At 68.0% G+C, this 19,961-nt stretch carries 21 protein-coding genes; 14 read left to right on the top strand and 7 right to left on the bottom strand.

Translation table 11 applies throughout. The features are described from left to right. The first annotated feature begins 88 nt into the window (after positions 1-88). Genes LQF09_RS19530 through LQF09_RS19515 form a run of 4 tightly spaced genes read left to right on the top strand, consistent with a single transcriptional unit; the run spans position 89 to position 3,473 of the window. Positions 89-1,051, top strand: coding sequence for a YcjF family protein (locus LQF09_RS19530; RefSeq protein WP_270068809.1), 963 nt, complete (start codon positions 89-91; stop codon positions 1,049-1,051). A 15-nt stretch (positions 1,052-1,066) separates the two neighbouring features. Further along, positions 1,067-1,441 carry a PepSY domain-containing protein gene (locus LQF09_RS19525; protein ID WP_270068808.1) on the top strand — a complete coding sequence of 125 codons (375 nt, stop codon included), beginning with the start codon at positions 1,067-1,069 and terminating at the stop codon, positions 1,439-1,441. Then, the gene (locus tag LQF09_RS19520; protein ID WP_002926143.1) at positions 1,441-2,103 is read left to right on the top strand and encodes a response regulator transcription factor; all 663 of its coding nucleotides are present in this window, start codon (positions 1,441-1,443) and stop codon (positions 2,101-2,103) included. Before LQF09_RS19525 ends, LQF09_RS19520 begins: the two co-directional genes overlap by 1 nt. After that, a complete protein-coding gene (locus LQF09_RS19515; RefSeq protein WP_270068807.1) occupies positions 2,100-3,473 on the top strand; it encodes an ATP-binding protein in 1,374 nt (457 codons plus the stop codon). The genes LQF09_RS19520 and LQF09_RS19515 overlap by 4 nt, the downstream gene beginning before the upstream one ends. A gap of 50 nt (positions 3,474-3,523) precedes the next feature. Here LQF09_RS19515 and LQF09_RS19510 read toward each other — a convergent pair whose 3' ends face one another. From LQF09_RS19510 to LQF09_RS19490, 5 genes are read right to left on the bottom strand one after another with little or no spacing between them, the layout of a single operon-like run. Continuing rightward, on the bottom strand, positions 3,524-4,246 hold the full coding sequence (locus LQF09_RS19510; protein ID WP_002926134.1) for a uracil-DNA glycosylase family protein: 723 nt from the start codon (positions 4,244-4,246) through the stop codon (positions 3,524-3,526). Between the two features lie 25 nt (positions 4,247-4,271). Continuing rightward, a complete protein-coding gene (locus tag LQF09_RS19505; RefSeq protein WP_270068806.1) occupies positions 4,272-4,613 on the bottom strand; it encodes an AzlD domain-containing protein in 342 nt (113 codons plus the stop codon). Further along, positions 4,610-5,326 (bottom strand): AzlC family ABC transporter permease, encoded by a 717-nt coding sequence (locus LQF09_RS19500; RefSeq protein WP_002926130.1) that lies wholly within the window; start codon positions 5,324-5,326, stop codon positions 4,610-4,612. Before LQF09_RS19500 ends, LQF09_RS19505 begins: the two co-directional genes overlap by 4 nt. Before the next feature lie 16 nt (positions 5,327-5,342). Then, entirely contained in the window at positions 5,343-6,632 is a 1,290-nt protein-coding gene (locus LQF09_RS19495; protein WP_002926128.1) for an AmpG family muropeptide MFS transporter, read from the bottom strand. After that, positions 6,623-8,782 (bottom strand): putative bifunctional diguanylate cyclase/phosphodiesterase, encoded by a 2,160-nt coding sequence (locus LQF09_RS19490; protein WP_270068805.1) that lies wholly within the window; start codon positions 8,780-8,782, stop codon positions 6,623-6,625. The genes LQF09_RS19495 and LQF09_RS19490 overlap by 10 nt, the downstream gene beginning before the upstream one ends. Before the next feature lie 201 nt (positions 8,783-8,983). Here LQF09_RS19490 and LQF09_RS19485 point away from each other — a divergent pair, with 201 nt between their 5' ends. Continuing rightward, positions 8,984-9,301, top strand: coding sequence for a hypothetical protein (locus LQF09_RS19485; RefSeq protein WP_002926124.1), 318 nt, complete (start codon positions 8,984-8,986; stop codon positions 9,299-9,301). Positions 9,302-9,364: 63 nt separating this feature from the next. On the opposite strand, the gene metW is transcribed toward LQF09_RS19485, so the two are convergent. Together metW and metX are read right to left on the bottom strand one after the other, a co-directional pair. Next, entirely contained in the window at positions 9,365-9,955 is a 591-nt protein-coding gene (gene metW / locus LQF09_RS19480; protein WP_002926122.1) for a methionine biosynthesis protein MetW, read from the bottom strand. A gap of 1 nt (position 9,956) precedes the next feature. Beyond that, entirely contained in the window at positions 9,957-11,084 is a 1,128-nt protein-coding gene (gene metX / locus LQF09_RS19475) for a homoserine O-succinyltransferase MetX (protein WP_270068804.1), read from the bottom strand. Between the two features lie 195 nt (positions 11,085-11,279). Here metX and thiS point away from each other — a divergent pair, with 195 nt between their 5' ends. From thiS to LQF09_RS19430, 9 genes are all read left to right on the top strand, one after another. Further along, positions 11,280-11,483, top strand: a complete 204-nt coding sequence (gene thiS, locus LQF09_RS19470) for a sulfur carrier protein ThiS (RefSeq protein WP_002926118.1) — start codon at positions 11,280-11,282, stop codon at positions 11,481-11,483. Between the two features lie 84 nt (positions 11,484-11,567). Then, positions 11,568-12,353, top strand: coding sequence for a thiazole synthase (locus tag LQF09_RS19465; RefSeq protein ID WP_002926116.1), 786 nt, complete (start codon positions 11,568-11,570; stop codon positions 12,351-12,353). Beyond that, positions 12,350-13,084 (top strand): tRNA (guanosine(46)-N7)-methyltransferase TrmB, encoded by a 735-nt coding sequence (trmB, locus tag LQF09_RS19460; protein WP_002926113.1) that lies wholly within the window; start codon positions 12,350-12,352, stop codon positions 13,082-13,084. Before LQF09_RS19465 ends, trmB begins: the two co-directional genes overlap by 4 nt. A 54-nt stretch (positions 13,085-13,138) precedes the next feature. Further along, entirely contained in the window at positions 13,139-14,989 is a 1,851-nt protein-coding gene (gene sppA, locus LQF09_RS19455; RefSeq protein ID WP_270068803.1) for a signal peptide peptidase SppA, read from the top strand. A gap of 76 nt (positions 14,990-15,065) precedes the next feature. After that, a complete protein-coding gene (locus LQF09_RS19450; RefSeq protein ID WP_270068802.1) occupies positions 15,066-15,695 on the top strand; it encodes a YbhB/YbcL family Raf kinase inhibitor-like protein in 630 nt (209 codons plus the stop codon). Positions 15,696-15,819: 124 nt separating this feature from the next. Then, on the top strand, positions 15,820-16,755 hold the full coding sequence (locus tag LQF09_RS19445) for a cobyrinic acid a,c-diamide synthase (protein ID WP_270068801.1): 936 nt from the start codon (positions 15,820-15,822) through the stop codon (positions 16,753-16,755). Between the two features lie 16 nt (positions 16,756-16,771). After that, a complete protein-coding gene (locus tag LQF09_RS19440; protein WP_270068800.1) occupies positions 16,772-17,911 on the top strand; it encodes a toxic anion resistance protein in 1,140 nt (379 codons plus the stop codon). Between the two features lie 103 nt (positions 17,912-18,014). Next, entirely contained in the window at positions 18,015-18,737 is a 723-nt protein-coding gene (locus LQF09_RS19435) for an alpha/beta fold hydrolase (RefSeq protein WP_270069903.1), read from the top strand. Between the two features lie 154 nt (positions 18,738-18,891). Continuing rightward, a complete protein-coding gene (locus tag LQF09_RS19430; RefSeq protein ID WP_270068799.1) occupies positions 18,892-19,572 on the top strand; it encodes an SDR family oxidoreductase in 681 nt (226 codons plus the stop codon). Positions 19,573-19,961 lie beyond the last annotated feature (389 nt).

Raw genomic sequence — 19,961 nt, 5'->3', positions numbered from 1 at the left:
GGTGCAGGCGCATAATCTCGCTGCCTGATGATGCCGCCGTGCCCCTGCGACGGCAGTACCGACGTCCGCGATCCTTCCAGGAGCCCTCATGAATCCCGAGCAGACCCGTTCCCTCGTCGCCATCTGCCTGATGGCGGCCTTTGCAGATGGTCACCAGAGCGCCGACGAGCGCGAGCACGTGCGCAAGGTCGCCGAGTCGTTGAGCCGTGAGACACAGATCGACTTCATTGCGCTGTACCAGGACGTGCTGCTCGGGCGCGTCGTCCTGGAGGAAGCGGTTGCTGCACTCTCCGAGCCTGGCTTGCGCCAGCTTGCGTTCGAGCTCGCGCTTGGGGTGTGCGAGGCCGACGGTAGCCATGACGCGGACGAGCGCGCCTTCCTCGCGCGCCTGGCTGCGGCGCTGGGCCTGGAGGCTGCTGCTGCGCAGCAAAGTGTCTTGCAGGCGGAGGCGGTGGCCGATGCACCGCTCGAAGGTGTCCTGCCCGGCTACGATGTGGTCCCCAGCGCTACGCCAAGGGTTGCCGCGTCCGTGGTTCCGGATGCGGCCGAACTCGAGCGCATGACGCTCAACGCCGCCATCCTCAACGGCGCGCTCGAACTGCTGCCGCAGTCGATGGCCTCGATGGCGATCATCCCGTTGCAGATCCGCCTCGTGTATCGCATCGGCAAGGCGCATGGCTACGAGCTCGACCGTGGCCACATCCGCGATTTTCTCGCCACCCTCGGCGTGGGCATGACCGGGCAGTACGTCGAGCAGTTCGGCCGCAAGCTGCTCGGCGGTGTCCTTGGCAAGGTGTTTGGCGGCGCAGGCCGTGCCATCGGCAGCCAGGTCGCAGGCTCCGGCTTCTCCTTTGCCACCACCTGGGCCATTGGCAAGGTGGCGCAGCGCTATTACGGCAGCGGCCGGACCCTGGATGCGGAGATGCTCAAGCAGACCTTCGCCAGCCTCTACGACCAGGCCAGGGGGCTGCAGTCGAGTCATGCCCCTGCGATCGCCGAGCAGGCGCGTAGCATCGACCTCGGTCGCTTGATGGCCGAACTGCGTGCATAGGGAGAGGGCGGCACCATGGCAGCAGTAGACATCACCCGGCGCCAGCTTGGACATCGCTTGCTGGCGGTGGGCCTCGGCTGTGCCGCGCTTGCCGTGGCGCCCGCCGGCAGGGCCGACGGGCGTGACGACCATGAGCGCGCGCGGCGTGCCTTCGAGGCCGGCGAGGTGATGCCGCTACGCGTGTTGCTTGAGCAGGTCGAGCGCACTTATCCGGGGCAGGTGCTGGAGGTCGAGCTCGAGCGTGAGGACGGGCGCTGGGTGTATGAGCTCAAGCTGCTGCGAGGCGGTGGCGAGATGCTCGAGCTCGAACTCGACGCCCGTGACGGTACCCTGCTCAAGCTCAAGGGGCGCGATGTCAGGCCCGAGCGCGGTCACGGTGAGAGACGCTGATGCGCATCCTGGTCGTGGAAGACGAACCCCTTCTGAACGCGCAGCTGCGTGCTGCGTTGGAGGCGGCGGGGTATGTGGTAGATAGTGCGGCCGATGGCCGCGAGGCGAGCTTCATGGGGGAGGTCGAGGCCTACGATGCCGTGGTGCTCGATCTCGGCCTGCCCCAGGTCGATGGACTGAGCGTGCTCAAGCGCTGGCGCGCGGCCAGCGTGGGTATGCCGGTGCTGATCCTGACCGCGCGTGGTGACTGGCACGAGAAGGTGGCCGGAATTGACGCCGGTGCCGACGACTACCTGACCAAGCCCTTCCATATGGAAGAGCTGCTCGCCCGCGTGCGTGCGCTCATCCGCCGTGCGGCAGGGCAGGCGAGCCCCGAGCTGCGCTGCGGTGCGGTGGTCCTCGACACCCGTGGCGGGCGGGTCACGGTGGACGGCCAGCTGCTTGGCCTCACCAGCCACGAGTTCCGCGTGCTCGCTTACCTGATGCACCACCGCGGCGAGGTGGTGTCGCGCACCGAGCTTACCGAGCATATCTACGCCCAGGATCATGATCGCGACTCGAACACCATCGAGGTCTTCGTTGCCCGCCTGCGCAAGAAGCTGCCGCCCGAGCTGATCGAGACCGTGCGTGGCCTGGGCTATCGGCTCGTGTGTCCGCCATGATGCCTGTCCGGCCCGTCTGGCGGGATTCCCTTCGTCTGCGGCTGCTGGTTGGCACCCTGATGTGGGCGAGCGTGGCGGTGCTTGTTGCCGGCTGGGGCCTTGCACGCCTCTTCCACGAACATGTGGAGCGGCAGTTCCACGTGGAACTGAGCGCTCATCTCGATCAACTGGCGGCCCAGCTTGAGGTGGATGCCACCGGCCGTGCCGCTCTGCGCATGGCGCTTGGCGACCCGCGCTTTGCACGGCCTTACTCGGGGCTGTACTGGCAGATCGATGATCTGACTGCGGAGGGGCGCGGCCTGCTGCGCTCGCGCTCGCTGTGGGACGTGGTGCTGTTCGTCCCCGGTGACGAGCTTGTCGATGGCGAGGTCCATGTACATCGTGTCGAGGGGCCCGACGGTGAGCCGCTACGCATGATCGAGCGTGTGCTGAGGCCGGCAGCGACTCCAGATGCCCCGCTGCGCTTGATCGTCGCCGCCAACGCGGCTTTCGTCGATGCACCGGTGATGCGCTTGAACCGGCTTCTTGCCGTTGCGTTGGCGCTACTCGTCCTGGGGCTGGCGTTCGCCGTCGTCGTACAGGTCGGCCTCGGCCTACGTCCGTTGCAGCGCCTGAGGGAAGCCCTGGCGGCGGTCCGCGATGGGCGCAGCGCAGCGATCGATGGCCGCTACCCAGTCGAGATCCAACCTCTGGTCGACGAGTTCAACGCCGTGCTCGCGCGCAATGCGGAGCTCGTGTCGCGGGCGCGTACCCAAGCCGGCAACCTCGCCCACGCGGTCAAGACCCCGCTCACCGTTCTTGCGAACGCCGCCGATGCGGCCGATGGGGGGCTTGCCCGCCTCGTCCGTGAGCAGGTCGGACTTGCCCGAACCCAAGTCGATTACCACCTGGCGCGTTCGCGTGCAGCAGCAGCCGTTGGCGTTCCTGGGCAGCGCACGCCCATGCGCCCTGTACTGGAGGGGCTGCAGCGCCTGATGGCGAAGGTGTATGCCGAACGTGATCTGCGGCTGCAACTGCTGGGGTGTTCCGATTCGCTCGCTTTCCGCGGTGAGGCACAGGACCTGCAGGAGATGTTGGGCAACCTGCTCGATAACGCCTGCAAATGGGCGAAGACGCGCGTCGAGCTCAGCGCGTCCGAGCACGGGGGGCAGTTACAGGTCTGCATCGACGACGATGGACCTGGCCTGCCGGCAGCCGTGCGCGAGGCGGTGTTCGGCCGTGGTGTGCGTCTCGACGAACAGGTTGACGGCTCGGGCCTGGGGTTGGCGATCGTGCGCGACCTCGCCCGCCTGTATGGAGGGGAGGTCGTGCTCGAGCCCTCGCCATCGGGGGGGGTGCGGGCGCTGCTGAGGTTGCCGCTGGCGCCTTGAATGACCATGCTGCGCCGGCCTTTGGCTTGCGCAGCCTTGCCGGTTCGTGATCAGTTGGCCCAGATTCCCAGTGTCTGCAGTTGCCGCGTTGCTGCCTCGGCCCAGCCGCGGTTGGCGGCGGGGCTGGCCGGGCTGGGGTGCAGGATACGGCCGAACCTGAGCCCTGCCGTGCCGGCGAGTGCCTCGCTGGCACGCTTCTCCGCCCAGTTGCCGATGCCGATCACCCATTCGGGCTGGAGGGTGTCGACAAGGGTACGCAGATGTTCGTCGCAGGCTTGCAGCAAGGGGCGCTGTTCGGCCGCCGGCAGCTTGTCTGGGGTGAGGTTGCGACCGCCCTCGAAGAAGGCGAGCGGGCAGTAGTTGGCGACGAAGTGTTCGGCGAAGAAGGCCTCGGGGGTGCCGAAGCGGGTGCGGAACAGCCCCCACAGGCGCTGGCCGCTGACCTCCGAGCGCGCGCAGGCGAAGCCCTCGACCGGGCGCTTGGGGTTGGTCTCGCGCGGCTGGCCGACCGGGCCTTCCAGGCCGAGCCAGTCGCGCGCGCTGGCGATCTCGCCGAAGGGCACACCGATCTGGGCCATGCCGAAGGGCCCGGGGTTCATGCCGACGAAGACGACGCGCTTGCGGCCGCTGCCGAAGCGCTCGAGGTAGCGCTGGTGCACCGCCCAGGCGTAGTCGAGCGGGTTGTAGACATGGCTGACGGGGGGCGCGAAGCGCATCGCATCTACCCGCGCAGAGAGGCTGCGGGCTGCGTCGATCAGGGGCTGTGCGGTCATGAGTGGCTGTTGGGTCGGGTGGGGATCAGCCGGCGAGCAGCAGGCTGGCGAGGAACTTGAAAAGGTATAGCGCGGCCATGCCGGCGGCGATGGTCGCAAGCACGTTACGGGTGCGCCAGGCCACCAGCACGGCGACCAGAGCCGCCCAAGGGCGCGGCGTGTCGAAGGCAAATGTGACTTCGCCGGCGGTGACGAAGAGTGCGCTTGCGGTCAGTGCAGCGAAGCTCGCCGGTGCGATGTGGCGGCACAGCGCATGCAGCCAGCCGGGCAGGCTGCGGCTGGCAAAGAGGCCGATCATTGCGTAGCGATAGAGGTAGGTGAGCACGCCGACGACGCCGAGCAGCAGGAGCAGGCCGGTGGTGCTCATCGTGCGCGCTCCAGCCGATGCACCGTCCATGCCCCGGCCACCAGGCCGAGCAGGATCGCCGCCACCAGGCCAAGCTTGTAGGGCAGGGCGGCGAACAGCAGCGCCCCCGCGCCCGCCACCACGGCGGCGGCCTGGCCGGCACGCTCGCGCAGCAGCAAGGTGAGCAGGGCGATGAAGGTGAGCGGCACGGCGAAGTCCAGCTCCCACTCGGGCGGGATGGTAGCGCCGAACACCAGGCCGACGGCGGTCGACAGCTGCCAGCCCACCCACAGCGTGAAGCCGGCGCCAAGGAAGTACCAGTGGCGGTAGTCGGGCGCGTCCGCTGGCGGCGCGTCGCGGCGCTGGTAGCGCAGCACGGCCACCGCATAGGCCTCGTCGGTAAGCACGTAGGCGAGCAACAGGCGCCAGCGCCGCGGCAGGTGGCGCACGTATTCCGCCATCGAGGCGCTATAGAGCATGTGGCGCAGGTTGAGCAGGCCGGAGGTGAGCGCGATCGGCACGAAGCCTGCGCCCGCTGCCAGCATCTGTACGATGACGAGCTGGGCGGCGCCGGCAAAGACCACCGCCGAGGCCAGCTGCGCGATCCAGGCCGGCACGCCGGCGGCGAGTGCGGCGATGCCGTAGATCATGCCGAAGGGCGCCACGCCCAGCAGCAGCGGCGATTCGTCACGACAGCCAGCGAGGAACTCGCCGAGACGGGAGGGAAGGCGCACGGATGTCACGGTGGCTTCAGGCGGTGGCGGCTTCCGTGCGCGGGGTGCGATCGCCGTGCCAGGGCGCGACCTTGAACAGCAGCAGCATGCCCGGCACCGCAAGCGCAAAGCACAGCCAGAAGAAGTTGGTCCAGCCCAGCGCTTCGACCAGCCAGCCGGCGGTGGCGTTGATGAAGGTGCGCGGCACCGCCATCAGGCTGGTGAACAGCGCCAGTTGGGTGGCCGTGTAGGCCGGATGCGTGCTGCGCGCCATGAAGGCGACGAAGGCGGTGGTACCCAGCCCGGCGCCGATCGCCTCGCCGGCGATCACCGTGGCGAGCACCACCAGCCGTGCCGGCGTGGACTCGCCCGGGCCCAGCCAGGCCATCCAGACGAAGCCGAGGATGGTGACGAACTGCACAACGCCGAAGATCCACAGCGCGCGGTTGATGCCGAGCTTGAGCATCCAGATGCCGCCGAGGATGCCGCCGATCACCATCGGCCACAGCCCGGCGTTCTTGGCGATGACGCCGATCTCGGTCTTGCTGTAGCCCATGTCGAGGTAGAAGGGCGTGGCGAGCGCGGTGCACAGCGAGTCGCCGAGCTTGTAGAAGAACAGGAAGGCGAGCACCAGCAGCGCCGATTGCACGCCGTGGCGGCCGAAGAACTCGCGGAAGGGCTCGACCACGGCGTCGCGCAGCGTGCGCGGCGTGCCGGCCGCGGCGAGTGGCTCCTTCACCAGCAGCGTCATCGCCAGGCCGGGGATCATGAACGCGGCGGTGATCACGAACACCTGGCTCCACGGCAGATGGTCGGCCAGGATCAGCGACAGCGAGCCTGGTACGAGGCCGGCGATGCGGTAGGCGTTGACGTGGATCGCGTTGCCCAGCCCCAACTCGGCATCGGGCAGGATCTCGCGGCGGAAGGCGTCGAGCGCGATGTCCTGGGTCGCCGACAGCAGCGCCAGCGCGGCCGTGAGGCCGACCACCAGCGCCAGGTGGTCGACCGGGGAGAGCTGGCCGAGCCAGGCGATGGACGCCAGCAGGCCGAGCTGGGAGACGAACATCCAGCTGCGCCGCCGCCCCAGCCAGGGCAGGATGCCGTAGCGATCGAGCAGGGGCGCCCACAGGAACTTCCAGGTGTAGGGGAACTGGATCAGTGCGAAGGCGCCGATCGCCTTCAGCGACAGGCCCTCGGTCTTGAGCCAGGCCGGCACCAGGTTGAGCAGCAGGTAGAGCGGCAGGCCCGAAGCGAAGCCGGTGAAGATGCAGATCAGCATCCGCCGGTTGAGCAGGGCGGTGAGCCAGGCGGGACGGGCTAGGGGCATGCGGGATCCTGGGGGTCAGCAGGTGTCGCCCCGGCTGCAGGCAGGTTGAGCGCGGCGCGCAGCAGCGGTTCGAGCTGCTCGGCCGGCAACGGGCGCGAGAAGTGATAGCCCTGCAGCTCGTCGCAGCCAAGTGCCTTCAGCTGCGCCCACTGCACGGCGGACTCCACGCCCTCGGCGACGACCTCGAGGCCGAGCCCATGGGCGAGCGAGATGGCTGCGGAGACGATGGCCGCGTCGTTGCAATCGTGCTCGATGTCCGATACGAAGGAGCGGTCGATCTTCAGGCGGTCGAGCGGGAAGCGCTTGAGGTAGGCGAGCGAGGAATGCCCCGTGCCGAAGTCGTCGATCGCCAGGCTGACACCGAGCGCCTTGATCCGCCCGAGGATGAAAGCGGCTTCGTCGGGCCGCTCCATCACGCTGCTCTCGGTGACCTCGAACTCGAGTTCGCCCGGTCCGATGCCGTGACGCTCGATCTGCGCCCTGAGCAGATCGATGATGCGCGTGTCGCGCAGCTGGCGGGCTGAGACATTGATCGCCATGCGCAGTGGCGCAAGCCCGGCGTTGCGCCAGCTGGCGAGCTGAGCGCAGGCTTTCTCCATGACCCAGCGGCCGATGTCGAGGATCATCCCGTTGTCTTCGCAGATGGGGATGAAGCGGTCGGGTGGGATCAATCCGTCCTGAGGGTGGCGCCAGCGCAGCAAGGCCTCGACGCCGATCGCCTGGCCGTCGCACGCGCGGTACTGGGGTTGGTACCAGAGCTCGAACTCACCGCCTGCAGCGGCGTTGCGCAGTTTGCGCTCGAGATCGAGGCGTGCCATCGCCGAGCGGTTGAGCTCTTCGGAGTAGAACTGGTAGTTGGCTCTCCCCTGGGCCTTGGCGTGGTACATGGCGGTGTCGGCGTTGCGCAGCAGCGAGACCGCGTCCTGTGCGTCGTCTGGGAACACGCTGATGCCGATCGAGGGTGGCGCGTGCAGCACTTCGCCATTGACGACGTAGGGCGCGGAGAGCGCGGTAAGGATCTTCGCCGCGACGTGGGCGATGCTCGCTTCCTGCTCGACCGCGCTCAGTACGACGACGAACTCGTCGCCCCCCAGGCGCGCGACGAGATCAGTCTGTCGCACCGCGGCGTGCAGGCGACGACCAACCATCACCAGCAAGGCATCGCCCATCTGGTGGCCGAGGGAGTCGTTGATGGTCTTGAAGCGGTCGAGGTCGAGGAAGAGCACGGCAAAGCGGCGCTGGTCGCGCGTGCCCTCGGCGACCCGCATGCGCATGTGTTCGTCGAGCGTGAGGCGATTGGCGAGCCCGGTGAGCGGGTCGTGGTGGGCGAGATGGTTCAGGCGCTCCTCGGCCCGGCGCAGCTCGGTGATGTCCGTATAGACGGTGACGAAGCTGCCATCCTGCAGTGCCTGGCCCTGGATCAGCAGCACGGTGCCGTCCGGGCGCACGCGCTCGAAGATGTGCGGAATGCGCTGGCGCGCGCGCGCCAGCAGGTCGCGTACGATGATCTCGGGGTCGCCGGGTCCGTACTCGCCGCGTTCGGCGTTGAAGCGGAACAGCGTCTCGAGCGAGGGCAGGCCATTGGCGAACAGGGCGTCTGGGAAATCGAGCAGTCGGCGCAGCATATCGTTGCACGCGAGCAGCTGCAGGTTGTCGTCGAACAGCGTGACGCCGCCGGGGATGTTGTCGATGATGCTCCTGAGGCGGGCATGGCTGATCTGCAGCGCCTCTTCCATCCGCTTGCGGTCGGTGATGTCGGTGTAGGTCGTGATGAAGCCGGCCAGCTGGCCGTCGATCAGCAGGGGTTCGCCCGAGACCAGGTGGGTACGTCCGTTGGGCCGGGTGCGCTCGAAACGATGTGCTTCGAAGCGCAGCGCCAGTGCCTTGCGCGCCCGCACATGTTCGACCGGGTCGCCGGGGCCGTACTCGCCGCGCGAAGCCGGGAACATGATCAGATCCTCGAACGGTACGCCGGCATGGACCGCGTCGGCGGGCAGGTCGAGCACCTCGAGAAAGTGGGCATTCCAGTACAGCAGCTTCAGTTCGGCGTCGAACACGCTGATGCCTTGCGGCAGGTGGTCGAGCACGCCGCCCAGGTAGGCGATCTGCAGCTCGGCGGGCAGCGAGGGGTCCGGGGTTTGATGCGGCATGGCGGCTAGAGGGCGTCTTCGGGTGGGGCGCGTATGCGCCCGCCGGCAGTTTGCCAGAGCGTGCCGATGAAGGGGTGGCTGTTACCCGCGGAGGGCGGAAGCGGACAAGGTCAACACAATTCCGTACTTTTCTTGCAATCAGGGGCGATCTGCCCCAACAATGCGCGCAGTCGAACCCAATGCTTCGAGGAGGAAGTCTGCATGTCCTATAACGTGACCGTCGTTTTCGGCGCCGAGCGTGAGTATGAGTTCTCGTTGCACGAGAGCGAGGTTGCCGCCGTGACCAAGGATCAGGCGCGTGGCTGGTTGGCCAAGGAGTTCGAGGCGCTCGAATGTACGCCGTCGAACCCGATGGGCAAGGTGCTCGTGCTCGACATGATCCTCAACGTGGCCAAGTACGGCGGCGAGAGCCGTTTCGAGCAGGGCGCCGAGTGGGCCAAGAAGTTTGCCGTCGTCGTTGCGGCGGCGCTTGACCGTCCTGCCGTTCGTGTCGACGTCGTTTCGTTCGTGGTGGGCTGAACGACAGGTCACCCGGCTGCTGCGGGTAAGGAACTGCGGGGGCGGCTGCCCCCGCAGTTCGTTTCAGCGCTCGAGGCCGAGCCGGTAGACCGCAACACTGGCGAGGAAGTTGGGTTCCTCCAGCACCAGCTTGCCCTCGTCGAAGGCCAGCCGCTCGCGCACCGCGATGCCATTGATCTCGCACAGGGCGTCGAAGTCGGCGATGGTGAAGAAGCGCACGTTGGGCGTGTTGAACCACTGGTGCGGCAGGCTCTCCGATACCGGCATGCGGCCGTTCAGGATGCTCTGGCGGTGGCGCCAGTAGCCGAAGTTGGGAAAGCTCACCACCGCCTCGCGGCCCACGCGCAGCATTTCGCGCAGGATGCCCTGGGTGTTGTGCATGGCCTGTAGCGACAGACTCATGATGACGTGGTCGAAGAAGCCGTCTTCGAGCCCGACGAGGCCTTTTTCCAGGTCCATCTGGATCACATTCACCCCGTTCCTCACGCTGCCGAGCAGCTTGTCGGGGTCGTTCTCCACGCCATAGCCCTGGACCTGGCGGACCTCCATCAGGTGACGCAGCAGTTCGCCGTCGCCGCAGCCGAGGTCGAGCACTTTCTCGCCGGGCTCGATCCACTGGGTGATCACGTCGTAGTCGTAGCGGTACGCAGTCATCTTATGCCTCTATGCGGTCGAACCAGGCCGACAGCAGCTTGTGGTAGCGCGTCTCGTCGAGCAGGAAGGAGTCGTGGCCGGCCGGGCAGTCGATCTCGGCGTAGCTGACGTTGCGCTTGTTGTGCAGCAGCGCGTAGACGATCTCGCGCGAGCGTGCGGGCGAGAAGCGCCAGTCGGTGGTGAAGGACACCACCAGGAAGTCGGCCGTGGCGCGCGCCAGGGCAGCGTCCAGGTTGCCGCCGTATTCGAAAGCGGGGTCGAAGTAGTCGAGCGCCTTGGTGGTCAGCAGGTAGGTGTTGGCGTCGAAGTAGCCGGCGAACTTGTCGCCCTGGTAGCGCAGGTAGGATTCGATCTCGAACTCGACGTCGTAGCTGTAGGTGTTGCGGCCGTGGCGCAGGCTGCGGCCGAATTTCTCCGCCATCGAATCGTCGGACAGGTAGGTGATGTGGCCCACCATGCGCGCCAGCTTGAGCCCGCGCGCCGGCACCACGCCGTGCTCGTAGTAGTGGCCGCCGTGGAACTCGGGGTCGGTCAGGATGGCCTGGCGCGCCACCTCGTTGAAGGCGATGTTCTGCGCGGTGAGCTTGGGTGCGGCGGCGATCACCGCCACATGGCCGACGCGCTCGGGATACTGCAGCGCCCACGACATCGCCTGCATGCCACCGAGCGAGCCGCCCACCACCGCGGCGAAGCGGCGGATGCCGAGTTGGTCGGCCAGGCGAGCCTGTGACTCGACCCAGTCCTCGACGGTGACGAAGGGGAAGTCTGCGCCCCACAGCTTGCCGGTGGCGGGGTTGATCTGGTTGGGGCCGGACGAGCCGTAGCAGCCACCGAGGTTATTCACCCCGATGACGAAGAACTTGCGCGTGTCGAGCGGCTTGCCCGGACCGACCAGGTTGTCCCACCAGCCGACGTTGTGCGGCGCGTCGGCGTAGGTGCCGGCAACATGGTGCGAACCCGACAATGCATGGCATACCAGCACCGCGTTGCTGCGCTCGGCATTGAGCGTGCCGTAGGTCTCGTAGATGAGGTGGTAGCTGTCCAGCGTGCCGCCGCCGCGCAGCGCAAGCGGCGTGGTGAACTCGGCCCGCTGCGGCGTGACCACGCCGACCGATTGGGGAGGGATCATCTTCGTCATCTGCAAAAACAAAAACCCAGTCGGCTGCAAACGCGGACTGGGTGCCCTCGCTTTAGCCGTATTTGTTGAGCGCCCGCAAGCTGTTGATCAAATCGGCGCTAGGTGGATGGAAGTTAGCGCCGGGCCAGCCAAAAGTCAAACGCGCTGGCGTGATAAGATTTTTGCCCGCCGATACCTCCGAACACCATGATCCAGGTCATCCTCAACGGCCAGCCCGAGATGCTGGCTCCCGATCTCACCGTGCTCACCCTGCTCGAGGCCCGCGGGCTCGCCGGCAAGCGCCTCGCGGTCGAGCGCAACGGCGAGATCGTGCCCAAGGCTCGTCACGCAGAGGTGAAACTCGCCGACGGCGACAGGCTCGAAATTGTCGTTGCGGTCGGCGGCGGCTGAGCCCGGCGCGGCGATCACGACAAGATCCAGGCGCGCCACTCGCGCGCATCCCCACAATACGGAACAGCACAGGCTCATACCATCATGAACGACCCCTTGGTCATCGCCGGCAAGGCCTACGGTTCGCGCTTGCTTGTCGGCACCGGCAAGTACAAGGACTTTGCCGAGACGCGCGAAGCCATCGACGCCAGCGGCGCCGACATCGTCACCGTCGCCATCCGCCGCACAAATATCGGCCAGAACCCGGGCGAACCCAATCTGCTCGACGTGCTGCCGCCGGAGAAGTTCACCATCCTCCCGAACACCGCCGGCTGCTACACCGCCGACGACGCGGTGCGCACGCTGCGACTGGCGCGCGAGCTGCTGGACGGCCATGCCCTGGTGAAGCTCGAGGTGCTTGGCGACCCCAAGAACCTGTTCCCCAACATGCCCGAGACGCTGAAAGCCGCCGAGACCCTGGTCAAGGATGGCTTCGACGTCATGGTGTACTGCGCCGACGACCCCATCCAGGCGAAGATGCTGGAAGACATCGGCTGCTGCGCAATCATGCCGCTGGCTTCGCTGATCGGCTCCGGCATGGGCATCCTCAACCCCTGGAACCTGCGCCTGATCATCGACAACGCCAAGGTGCCGGTGCTGGTCGATGCCGGCGTGGGTACCGCGTCGGATGCGGCGATCGCCATGGAGCTTGGCTGCGACGGCGTGCTGATGAACACTGCGATCGCCGCCGCCGGCCGTCCGGTGCTGATGGCGAGCGCGATGAAGAAGGCGGTCGAGGCCGGACGCGAGGCCTTCCTCGCCGGGCGCATGCCACGCAAGTTCTACTCGGCCGACCCGAGCTCGCCGACCCAGGGGCTGATCGGTTCATGAGCGAGACGCACAACGCGCAGGTCGAGATCATCGGCCGCGACAGCCCCGAGCACCGCTTCTCCAGCCGCAGCATCCGCAGCTTCGTGCTGCGCCAGGGGCGCATGTCCGAGGCGCAGCAGCGCTACCTCGACGAGGTGCTGCCCAAGGTGGGTATCGACTACCGCGTCGGGCCGCTCGATCTGGATGCGGCCTTTGGACGCCAGGCGCCGAAGATCCTCGAGATCGGCTTCGGCATGGGCGAGACCACGGCGCGCATCGCTGCGGCGATGCCCGACCGCGATTTCCTCGGCATCGAAGTCCATACCCCTGGCGTGGGTGCGCTGTGCAAGCTGATCGCCGAGGGCAACCTGGGCAATCTGCGCATCATGCAGCACGACGCGGTCGAGGTCATGCGCGACATGATCGCCGACGGCGCGCTCGCGGGTGTGCATCTGTTCTTCCCCGACCCCTGGCGCAAGAAGCGGCATTTCAAGCGTCGCATCGTGCAGCCGGACTTCGTCGCCCTGGTGGCGCAGAAGCTCGCTCCGGGCGGCTACTTCCACTGCGCAACCGACTGGGAGGACTACGCGCACTGGATGCTCGAGATCATCTCGGCCGAACCCCTGCTGCAGAACACCGCCGACGGTTTCGCGCCGCGACCCGACTATCGCCCGCTGACGAAATTCGAAAACCGTGGTCTCAGGCTGGGACACGGCGTGTGGGACCTGGTGTATCGCCGTCGTAGCGACTGATCCTGCCCCCACCGACGCAGCCCGACCGACCCATCCGAGCAAGGACCCCAAGGCGTGATACGAGGCCTGTTCCGCTTTCTCTTCAACATGCTGCGCATGTTCGTGCGCCTGCTCGACCTCGTCGTGCGCGGCGCCTTCTATGCGCTGATGATCTTCGGCATCGGCGCCCTCGTCGCCTTTTTCCTGCGCCCCGAGCCGGCGGTGCGGGAGGGCTCGGCGCTGGTACTGCGTCCGGTGGGGATGATCGTCGAGCAGGCCGCGCTCGAGCCGCCGCTCGCGCTGCTGCGCGCTGGCGGCGCGCCGGCCGGCCAGATGCGGCTTGCCGACCTGGTCGAGGCGGTGAAGGCGGCCCGCGACGACAAGCGCATTGCCGCGCTGGTGATCGAGACCGACGAACTGGTTGGTGGTGGCCTGTCCAAGCTCGCCGAGCTTCGTGCCGCCATCGAGGACTTCAAGACCTCGGGCAAGCCCGTGCTGGCGCGCGGCGAACGCTTCACCCAGTCGCAGTACTACCTTGCGTCGGTGGCCGACGAACTGCACCTGTCGGCGGACGGTTTCGTACTGCTGCGCGGCCTGGCGCGCTACGGCACCTATTTCAAGGACGCGCTCGATCGCCTCGGCGTGAAGGTGCATGTGTTCCGCGTCGGCGAGTACAAGTCCTTCTCCGAGCCCTTCACCCGCAGCGACATGTCCGATGAGGATCGCGAGTCCTCGCGCGATCTGCTGCAAGGCCTGTGGCAGGTGATGCGCGACGACATTGCCGCCAGCCGCAAGCTGAGCCCTGAGGCGGTCGACGCGCATGTAAACGGTATCCGCGACGCGCTCGCTGCGAGCGCCGGTGATGCGGCGCAGGCGGCTTTGGCTGCCGGGCTGGTCGATCGTTTCAGCACCCGCGACGAATGGCGCGCCCGCCTCATCGAACGGGTCGGCAAGGATCCCGACAATGATGACATCCGCCGCATCGGCGTCGGCCGCTACCTGGCACTGGTCGGCCAGGAGGCAGACAGCGCGGACGAGCGCATCGCCGTCATCGTCGCCCAGGGCACCATCGTCGATGGCATGGAGCCTTCCGGCGTCGTGGCTGGCGACACCTTCGCGCGCCTGATCCGCTCGGTGCGCGAGGACGACAGCATCAAGGCCCTGGTGATGCGTATCGACAGCCCCGGCGGCAGCGCCTGGGCGTCCGAGCTCATTCGCCACGAGCTCGAGCTCACCCGTCAGGCGGGCAAGCCGGTGATCGCCTCGATGAGTTCGGTCGCCGCCTCGGGCGGCTACTGGATTGCGGCCGGGGCCGACGAGATCTGGGCAGCGCCGGCCACCGTGACCGGTTCGATCGGCATCTTCGGCATGTTCCCCGAGTTTGCGGAGCCGCTGCGCCGCCTGGGTATCGGCGTCGATGGCGTGGCCACCGCGCCGCTGGCTGGCGCCCTCGACCCGCGCCGGCCGCTCGATCCGGTGGCAGCCGATGCGATGCAGCTCAGCATCGAGCACGGCTACCGCCGCTTCCTGGAGACGGTCGCGCGGGCGCGTGGCATGACCCCCGACGAAGTCGATGCGGTCGCGCGTGGCCGGGTGTGGACGGGTGCAGCGGCGGCCGAGCTTGGCCTCGTCGACCAGCTCGGTGGCCTGCAGGCGGCGGTCGATGCGGCAGCGCGGCGTGCAGGCATCGAGCGTTACGAGGTGGTGTGGCCCGAGGCCCGCGAATCCTTCGAGCAGCGCCTGCTGCGCCGCCTGATGCGTGCTGGCGAGGAGCTTGGCATCGAACTTGGCCTGCAGTTGGGCGGTGGCTCGCGTCCGGGGGCGCTCGCGCTCGTCATCGACGAGGTGCAGACGGCGGCGGGCGAACTGCTGCGCTGGAACGATCCTCAGCACATGTACCTGCACTGCCTGTGCGAGGCGCCCTGAGGCGCGGCCCCGTGATGTGCGCGCCTGCGATGCCGAACAGCCTTCCCAACAAGCTTCAACCAGCGAGGAGACAGCCTTGAAACTCAGCAGCCAGAGCTTCACCGACGGCGCCCCCATCCCGGGCGAGTTCGCGTTCTGCATTCCGGCCGACGAAGGTCACGTCTGCCTGGGCGGCAACCGCAATCCGCAGCTGTCGTGGGCAGAGGTGCCGGCGGGTACGCAGTCCTTCGTGCTGATCTGCCACGACCCCGATGTGCCCAGCAAGGGTGACGACGTGAATCAGGAGGGGCGCAGCGTGCCCGCCAGCCTGCCGCGTGTCGATTTCTTCCACTGGGTGGTGGTCGACCTGCCCGCCGACCTGCGCGCGATCGACGCCGGCCATTTCTCGGGCGAGGTCACGCCCGGCGGCAAGCCCGGGCCCGAGACTGCGCTCGGCGCACGCCACGGCGTCAATGACTACACCGCCAGGTTTGCCGGTGACGAGGCGATGAAGGGCGACTACCACGGCTATGACGGCCCTTGTCCGCCGTGGAACGACGAGATCATCCACCACTACGTGTTCACGCTCTACGCGCTGGACGTGCCGCGTTGTGCCGTGGATGGGCGCTTCACGGGCCAGGACGTGCGTGCGGCGATTGCCGGCCATGTGCTCGCCGAGGCGAAGCTGACAGGCACGTATACGCTCAACCCCGCCTTGCGCGGCTGAGCGGGCGACGGAAGACGGCCATCGCCAGGCGCCACAACGAACGCTCGGATCAGGGCGCCTCGCCCGCCGAGGCGAAGAACGGACCGACCTGAGGGCACCCGGGCGCCGGGAAGCGGAGGCATCGATGTTCGAATTCCTGCAGGGCTTCGCCTTTGGCCTGTTCGTCACCTTCGTGCCCTGGTTCGTGGCCGGGCTGTACGATCCGCGCCTGGCCGTGCCGGAAGAGCTTGCCACGCGCTGGCAGGTGATCCTGCGTTACGCGGTGGCGATGCCTGCGCTGGCGATGCTGTTGTTCCTGACCTCGCTGTGGGGTGGGTTCGGTGCCAGCCTGGGCGGCTGGCTCGCCGGTCTGGTCGCGGTGCCGACAGCGCTTTTCCTTGAGCGGCGCTGGTGGCGCTGGCGTGCGGCACGGGCGGGGCGCGAACGTGCCGCTATCCGGGAGCGCCAGTGCGACGAACTGGCCCAGGCGCACCGCGAGCGCGACCTGCTTACCCTCGACCCCGCCCTCGCGCCTACCAACGCCGATGCGGTGGTGCTGCAGCTGTGGGAGGTCAAGCGCGAGCTTGTCGGCCTGCGCCGCCCCGACCTCGCCGTGCAGGCCGACCGCCTGTTCACCCGCTACCAGCGCGCGCTCGCCGTGCTGGACGACAAGTTCGATACGCGCGAGCTCACCTACGAGCGCGCCCGTGGCCTGGTCGCCGAGGTAGGTCGCGAGGCCAGCGCCGGGCTGGGTGCGATGGTCGAGCTGGTGCACGGCAGCGCCGGCCTGGATGCCGATTTCGTGCGCGAGCGCCTCGAGCGCGCCCCCGCGCGCCTCAATCCCACCGAGCGCGAAGCGCTGCAGCGCCGGCTGGCGATTGCCGATGAGACCGAGCGCCGGCTGGCCGAGATTGCCGCCGGCAACGAGGCCGCGCTCACCGCGCTCGACCATGTTGCGGTCGCGGTCGCCCGCATCGACACTGGCCGCACACAGTCCGGCAGTGCGGGCAACATGGAGCAGGCGTTGCAAGAGCTGCGCCGCTTTGCCGAGCGTGCCGGTCTGTACGGTCGCCAGCCATGAACCGAGGAGTGTTGCAATGAGCCTGTCACTGCCCCCGATCGAGGACATCGCGCGCGAAGCGGTGCCGCCCCAGCCTGCGGAGGCGCCCGAAGACGCCCAACTCGCCGCCACCGCCGACGCCTTCGTGCGCGATGTCCTCGCCGTCGACGAGGCCGAGCTGCAGCGCCAGCGCGAGGCGGTCGACGCCATGGGCGTCGAGTTGCAGCGCCAGGCCGCCTGGCGCAGCGAGATGCTGCAGGCGCCGATCCGCAAGCTTGCCCATCAGGGCGACGAAGGCGGCCCGGTGGCCCAGGCCCTGATGGCCTTGCGCGACAAGATGCAGGACCTCGACCCTGCGCGCCAGACGCTGAGTGGCGACGGCCTGTCGCGTGCGCTGTCCTTCATCCCCGGCGTCGGCAAGCCGATGCAGCGCTACTTCCAGAAGTACGAGAAGGCACAGGATGCACTCGACGCCATCATCCGCGACCTGCAGGCGGGTGCCGACATGCTGCGCCGCGACAATCTCACCCTGGCCGACGACCAGCAGTCCCTGCGCGCCATCCTCGCCCAGCTCGAGCGCCAGGTCGAACTCGGCCGCATGATCGACCGCCGCCTCGCCCGCGAGGCCGCGGCCACCGGCCTGCCCGCAGCGCGCCGCGCCTTCGTCGAGGAGGAGCTCCTGTTCCCGCTGCGCCAGCGCATCATCGACCTGCAGCAACAGGTGGCGGTGAGCCAGCAGGGCGTGCTCGCGCTCGAGGTGGTGATCCGCAATAATCGCGAGCTGATCCGTGGCGTGGACCGCGCAATCAACGTCACGGTGTCGGCGCTCAACGTCGCCGTCACGGTGGCGCTGGGCCTCGCCAACCAGCGCCTGGTGCTCGACCGCGTCGCAGCGCTCAACGACACGACCTCTGCACTCATTGCCGGCACCGCCCAGGCGCTGCGCACCCAGGGCGTGGACATCCAGAAGCGTGCCGCTTCGACCATGCTCGACATGGGTCAGCTCGAGCAGGCCTTTGCCGACGTCATTGGCGCCATCGACGACCTGTCGCGCTACCGCCAGGAGGCCCTGCCCAGGCTCGACGCCCAGATCGACCGCCTCGCCGCGCTCGCCATCCAGGGCGAGCAGGCGATCCGCCGCATGGACGAGGGCAATCGCGCCGACCCGCAACGCTGACCTTCCCTGTCTGGACTCCCGCTTGAACGCGAAACCACAACACACAACGAGCCAGGACGCCTGGGTCGACGGCCGCCAGGGCCGCCTCTTCGTGCGCAGCTGGATGCCTACCGAGCCTTCGGCGCGGGCGCCGATCGTGCTGTTGCACGACTCGCTCGGCAGCGTCGAGCTGTGGCGCGGCTTTCCTGCCGAGCTGTGCAAGGCCACTGGCCGCCAGGTGTTCGCCTATGACCGCCTTGGTTTCGGCCGCTCCGACCCGCATCCGGGCAGGCTGGCGCAGGATTTCATCGCCGATGAGGCCGAAGCTGACTTCGCCGCCGTCATCGACCAGCTCGATCTCGCGCGCTTCATCGTCTTCGGCCATAGCGTGGGCGGCGGCATGGCGGTGAATTGCGCCGTGCGTCATGCCGCGGCATGCGTCGCCCTGATCACCGAATCCGCCCAGGCCTTCGTCGAGGACCGCACCGTCGCAGGGATCGAGGACGCGCGCGAGCTGTTCAAGGACCCCGGCCAGGTCGAACGTCTCGCGCGCTACCACGGTGACAAGGCGCGCTGGGTGCTCGACGCCTGGATCGGCTCCTGGCTGCACCCGGACTTCGCAGCCTGGTCGTTGCGCGCCGTGCTGCCCGAGGTTAAGTGTCCGAGCCTGGTGATCCACGGCATCGACGACGAGTACGGCTCCCCGGCGCATCCGGCGCTGATTGCCGAGCTCAGCGCCGGCCCGGCGCAGCTGGCGCTGATGGCCGAGACGCGCCATGTGCCGCATCGCGAGCGCGAGGCGGAAGTCGTTGCCATGGTGAGATCCTTCCTCAGCGCGCTGCCCTGAGCCGTAGCCGAACCGGCCCGTTTCTCCCCGATAGTGCCGATTCGCGCGCTTCGCTGCCCGCCGCGAGCGCAAGCCGAGCGCGCGTCTGCTTGCTATAAGTAAGGGGACGCAGCCCGAATTTGCCGGCGCTGTAACCACGCGGGGGAAACAGACCATGGAAAACGCACTCGCCGGCAAGCGCGTCCTCATCACCCAGGCCGATGCCTTCATGGGCCCCGTGCTGTGCGAAGTCTTCGCCGAGCAGGGCGCGGAGGTCGTCGCCAGCGCCGATGATCTTGCCGTGGTCGATGCGGCCGAGCGCGTGGTGCGCGCGGCCGGGCACATCGACGTCGTGGTCGCCAACCTGGCCATCAAGGCCCCATCGACCGCCGCGATCGAGGTCACCGATGCCGAATGGCGCGACGTCTTCGCTGCGCTGGTCGACCCGCTGCCACGCCTGGTGCGCGCCGCTGCGCCGGCCATGGTCGAGCGCCGTGCGGGCAAGATCCTGCTCATGGGCAGCGCCTCGGCCCTGCGCGGCATGAAGCGCGCCTCCACCTACAGTGCCGCGCGCGGCGCGCAACTGGCCTATGTGCAGGCGATCGGCATGGAACTGGCCGCGCACAACGTGCAGGTCAATGCCGTCGCGCAGAACTTCGTCGACAACCCGACCTACTTCCCGCCCGAGGTGCAGGCCAACCCGCGCTTCCAGGAGCGGCTGGCGCGCGAGGTGCCGCTGGGCCGGCTGGTGTCTGCGCGCGAGGATGCGCTGTTCGCGGCCTACCTGTGCAGCCCGGCCGCGGACTGTTTCGTCGGCCAGGTGTTTCCGGTCTGTGGCGGCTGGGTGGGGCGGTAGGCGAGGCTCCAGGCCGCCGCGCGCTGAAGCCTTCCAGCTGCGCCCGCCCCTCGGGGCGCTGCAACAACTGCGGGATGCCGGGGTGCCGCCAGAGAATCGGGGTGGCAGGGCGAAGCCTTGCACATCGCGCGGGAGCTCGGAAGCAGGGCTGCGCCGGGTGGGACAAGTAAGATGCTCTATATTCGGGCGAAGAACAAACGGTAGAGGTTGGATGCGCTCAACGCGGACCCACACATTCGGCCACAAGCGGCCTCTCAAGTCCCACGCATTCCTGCAGCCAGAGTGGCAGCTTCGACCACGAACTTGCCGGAGAGCCGGTTTGCCTCGGGATGAACAGCGCGGAGGTCTGTCGCACATACGACCTCAACTAACCGAGAGTGCGGCCTATG

It is taken from the genome of Thauera sp. WB-2 (assembly GCF_027594845.1).
In the GTDB taxonomy this organism is placed as follows: domain Bacteria; phylum Pseudomonadota; class Gammaproteobacteria; order Burkholderiales; family Rhodocyclaceae; genus Thauera; species Thauera mechernichensis.
The sequence above is the reverse complement of the archived record's forward strand: the minus strand, read 5'-3'. Positions and strand labels throughout refer to the sequence as shown.